This window comes from Streptomyces sp. NRRL WC-3549, from assembly GCF_000721935.1.
Taxonomy (GTDB): domain Bacteria; phylum Actinomycetota; class Actinomycetes; order Streptomycetales; family Streptomycetaceae; genus Streptomyces.
Genome location: NZ_KL585461.1, coordinates 944 through 4,958, shown reverse-complemented (window position 1 = coordinate 4,958; position 4,015 = coordinate 944). Strand labels below are relative to the sequence as shown.

Here is a 4,015-nt window from a genome sequence, read left to right as displayed (position 1 = left end):
CTCCATCGGTGAGGAGACGGGTTCGTGCCCGCCGGTCAAGAAGAAGTGAGGCGCGTTGCTTGAAGGGAGCCGCGCGTCTCACCGTTCATGTCCGGCCGGGGACGGTGAGGCGCGTGGGCACTCGGCCGCTGACGACGGCCGCACCGAGTCGGCCTCCACGGCGGACCACGCCCGCGCTTCGGCCCCGCTCATCCCCGGACCGCCGGTAGCAGCGACGGCCGGGTCACTTCGGCCACCGCCGGCCGATCGTCCGCCTCGTCGCGCGCCTGCACGAGGCAGTGGGCCGAGGGGCGGGCATCAGCCGAGGTTCTTGAGCGCCTCACGTACGGACAGCGGCGCCAGACGGTCCCGGGCCCCGTCGACGAACGCCCGTACGGCGTGAGGGTCGGTCTTGGCGTACTCCCGCAGGCTCCAGCCGATCGCCTTGCGGATGAAGAAGTCCGGGTGGCCGGCGCGGAGCAGGCAGTAGCCGAAGAGCCGGTCGGCGTCGGTGCGTTCCTGGTAGCGGAGCTGGTGCAGCAGCGCCGTGCGGACGACCCAGAGGTCGTCGTCCTCCGCCCACCGGTCCATCGTGGTCCGCAGGGCGGGGGCGGCCGAAACCAGGGGGCCCGCGACATGGACGGCGAGCACGTCGACGGTGTCCCACCAGGGGTCCGTGGACACGAGGTGACGCAGGACGGGCACGAAGCCGGAGGTGCAGCACCCCACATGACGGCGCAGGAAGTCGGCCGCGAAGTACCGGTACTCGCGCTCGGGCAGCTCCCAGCAGCGCAGGGCGATCGCGGTGCAGTCGGTCTCGTCCGGGCGGCCGGTCCCGGCCAGGACGGCCCGGGACAGGGCGCGCCGGTGCGGGGCGGGGATGCCGAGGAGGGGCGCGACGTTCCTCAGGTACGCGGCGGTGGAGACCGCGCGCCCGGGATCGGCCGCCTCGGGGTACACCCTGGTGAGGCGGAGCAGCACGGTGTCGGCCAGAGCACTGTCCGGTACGTGGGGGACGGCTTGGGCCGAGGGGCTCATGAGAGCACATTACGGCGATCACACGCCCCTTTCGGTTACTCTCCCCAAATGTTCGAGCCCGTCCCCGCCGCCCGGCCCGCCGGCGGTCTCGTGGTCCGCTGCACGAGGCTGCTGCTTTCCCCCTGGTCCAGGTTCTCCCTGCTCGTGGCAGTGCTGTTGGCTGTCTCTTATACACATCTCGACGGTTCGGCCGCGGTGGTGCTGTTCGCCGTCGCGTACGGCGTGTTCACCGTGGCGTTCGTACCGCGTCCGCTGCTGAACCTCGCGGCCGGCGCGCTCTTCGGGACGCAGGCGGGCCTGGCGGCGGCGCTCGCCGGGACGGTCCTCGGGGCGGGCGTGTCGTTCATGCTGGGCCGGGTGCTGGGGCAGGACGCGCTCCGTACACTGCTGCGCGGCAAGTGGCTGAAGGCCGCGGACGGGCTGCTGAGCCGGCACGGGTTCCGGTCCATGCTGGCACTGCGGCTCTTCCCGGGCGTGCCGTTCGCCGCGGCCAACTACTGTGCGGCGACGTCCCGGATGGGCTACCCGCCGTTCCTGCTGGCCACCGGGATCGGTTCGGTCCCCAACACGGCGGCGTACGTCGTCGCGGGAAGCTCGGCGTCCTCGCCGACGTCACCGCTGTTCCTGGCGTCGATGGCCTTCATCGTCCTGTCCGGTGCGGGCGGCGTGCTGGTCGCGTGGCGCAGGCGTCACCGGCTGGGCGCCGCGGGCGACGACGCCGCGTAGCCGGGGGTAGCCGGGTCTTGTTCACCCGCAGACGATACGCTGCCCGCGACCGACAGAGGATGTCCGGGGCCGTGGCGTCCCGTCCCCTCTTTCTGACCACATCCGCACGCTGCTGACGGCCTCCATGCCCGTCCGCCGTTGCACGAGCACTTCCGGGATGGCCAAAGCCCCATGAGCTGGTTCGAATCATTCGTCCTGGGCCTCGTTCAGGGACTGACCGAGTTCCTGCCGATCTCCTCCAGCGCGCACCTGCGGCTGACCGCCGCGTTCGCGGGCTGGCACGACCCGGGTGCGGCCTTCACCGCCATCACGCAGATCGGTACGGAGGCCGCGGTCCTCATCTACTTCCGGAAGGACATCGGCAGGATCCTTTCGGCGTGGTTCCGCTCGCTGACGGACCGCTCGATGCGCGGCGACCACGACGCCAAGATGGGCTGGCTGGTCATCATCGGTTCGGTCCCGATCGGCGTGCTCGGCATCACGCTCAAGGACCAGATCGAGGGCCCGTTCCGTGACCTCCGTCTGACCGCGACCACGCTGATCGTCCTGGGCATCGTCCTCGGCATCGCGGACCGCCTCGCGGCACGCGACGAGACGGGCGGCAGGCACCGGGCGATCAGGGAGCGCAAGTCGCTCAAGGAACTGGGCGTCAAGGACGGCCTGATCTTCGGTTTCTGCCAGGCGATGGCGCTGGTGCCGGGCGTCTCCCGCTCGGGCGCCACGATCAGCGGTGGTCTGCTCATGGGGTACACCCGTGAGGCCGCGGCCCGCTACTCCTTCCTGCTGGCCGTCCCGGCGGTGCTCGCCTCGGGCGTGTACGAACTGAAGGACGCCGGCGAGGGGCACGTCTCCTGGCCGCCGACCATCTTCGCGACCGTCATCGCGTTCGCGGTCGGGTACGTGGTGATCGCATGGTTCATGAAGTTCATCACCACCAAGAGCTTCATGCCGTTCGTCATCTACCGGGTACTCCTGGGCATCCTGCTGTTCGCACTGGTCGGCGCGGGTGTACTGAGCCCGCACGCCGGCGAGTCGGCGGGCTGAGAAGCTCCGTTCGGGCGGAGACCGCTCGTACTGCTGGAGTACCGGGTCGCAACCGGAGACGTACAGAGGGATGAGAGCCCTTTCGAAGCTCTTTTCCTTGATCATCTCCGGGGCATCTCCCAGATGATCTCGGGAGGCTGAGGGCTCCTGACGGCAGGAAGCCGGGGCAGGGCCCACCCGCTTGCGGGGGTCGTGGAAAGCCAAGGGCTCCCGCCGTGCGATCACCCCTGCAAGGAGAAGAAGAGGGGCAACGGCATACAGGCCGGCGACAAGGTCCGCACCACCCGGGTGAGGAGTCCTGGGCCGGGTGGACTTCACAGGCGTGGCGATGCGTCCCGCCCTTGGATGAGAGCGGGCGCAGTCGCGTCGCGAGAAGCGAGAATCACGTGACCGTTGCCGTTCAGCCGAGCTCCGGCTCAGGCACCTCGATCCACCACGCCTTCTCGAACCCGACGTCACCGGCGAAGAACGAGGCGAAGTGCCGGAGGACTGCATAGGCGGCGTCCCGGTCATCCCTGGGCCGGCTTGACCGGATCGCCTTCTCCGCCTGGCCGACGATGTGGGTGAAGCAGCGCTCCCACCCCTCGTGGCCAGGAAGTCCGACACGAGCGGCGCACTTGCGCTGCACGAAGTCGAGAAGCCGGGCCCAGTCCTCGCCCGCATGCTGGTCGACCTTCGCTGCCGCGGCGATGGCGTAGCCCGACGTGATGAGGCGATGAGTGAGGGCCTTGATGCCGACGACCAGTTCCTGCTGCTCCTTCGGCAGGGACGACCTGTCGAAGCTTGCGAGTCGACGGTACGGGATTCGAGCAGCTTCGCTGAACGACACCATGGAGAAGTACCGCTGCTCGTAGTCCTCGAACGTGCTGGCCGCACGAAGCGCCCGCTCGAACTCGACGCGGATTCGACGGTCGCCGAAGAGGTCTGCGACGCGGTCCGGGATCCTGAACATGCTCTGTCCGTTCCGTCTGGCCCCGCGCCGTCTTCAGCGGGCGCGTGGCGCGGGTGGCGCTCCACCTTGCCTCAGGTGCCACCCACTCCTCCTCCACTGTTTGGTCACAACTCCATCACCACCGGAACACCCTGATCCCCTGCCGCATACCGCACCGCTACGGTCATGGCTTCACGAACCGCACCTGGGGGGACAACTTGAACACCCGCACGCTCACCTCCGCGCTTGCCTGTCTTGCCGCGGTGACTCTGGTCGGCTGCGAGCCGGCCGCTACCG

The 4,015-nt window shown here is 69.4% G+C and carries 4 protein-coding genes; 2 read left to right on the top strand and 2 right to left on the bottom strand.

Annotated elements, in window-relative coordinates:
* Window positions 1–297: 297 nt before the first annotated feature.
* Window positions 298–1,017: a DNA alkylation repair protein gene (locus IH13_RS0135955; protein WP_031091334.1), complete on the bottom strand. Its 720-nt coding sequence runs from the start codon at window positions 1,015–1,017 to the stop codon at window positions 298–300.
* 48 nt (window positions 1,018–1,065) lie between these two features.
* On the opposite strand from IH13_RS0135955, the gene IH13_RS0135950 reads away from it, so the two are divergent.
* Together IH13_RS0135950 and IH13_RS0135945 are read left to right on the top strand one after the other, a co-directional pair.
* Entirely contained in the window at window positions 1,066–1,743 is a 678-nt protein-coding gene (locus IH13_RS0135950) for a TVP38/TMEM64 family protein (protein ID WP_031091332.1), read from the top strand.
* A 171-nt stretch (window positions 1,744–1,914) separates the two neighbouring features.
* The gene (locus IH13_RS0135945) at window positions 1,915–2,787 is read left to right on the top strand and encodes an undecaprenyl-diphosphate phosphatase (RefSeq protein ID WP_031091330.1); all 873 of its coding nucleotides are present in this window, start codon (window positions 1,915–1,917) and stop codon (window positions 2,785–2,787) included.
* A gap of 400 nt (window positions 2,788–3,187) precedes the next feature.
* On the opposite strand, the gene IH13_RS0135940 is transcribed toward IH13_RS0135945, so the two are convergent.
* Complete coding sequence (locus IH13_RS0135940) at window positions 3,188–3,739, bottom strand: hypothetical protein (RefSeq protein ID WP_031091328.1); 552 nt, start codon at window positions 3,737–3,739, stop codon at window positions 3,188–3,190.
* Window positions 3,740–4,015: the final 276 nt, after the last annotated feature.

Bases quoted from the DNA above. Each gene is read 5' to 3' on its own strand.
- IH13_RS0135955 (WP_031091334.1), bottom strand. From the start codon at position 1,017: ATGAGCCCCTCGGCCCAAGCCGTCCCCCACGTACCGGACAGTGCTCTG.
- IH13_RS0135950 (WP_031091332.1), top strand. From the start codon at position 1,066: ATGTTCGAGCCCGTCCCCGCCGCCCGGCCCGCCGGCGGTCTCGTGGTC.
- IH13_RS0135945 (WP_031091330.1), top strand. From the start codon at position 1,915: ATGAGCTGGTTCGAATCATTCGTCCTGGGCCTCGTTCAGGGACTGACC.
- IH13_RS0135940 (WP_031091328.1), bottom strand. From the start codon at position 3,739: ATGTTCAGGATCCCGGACCGCGTCGCAGACCTCTTCGGCGACCGTCGA.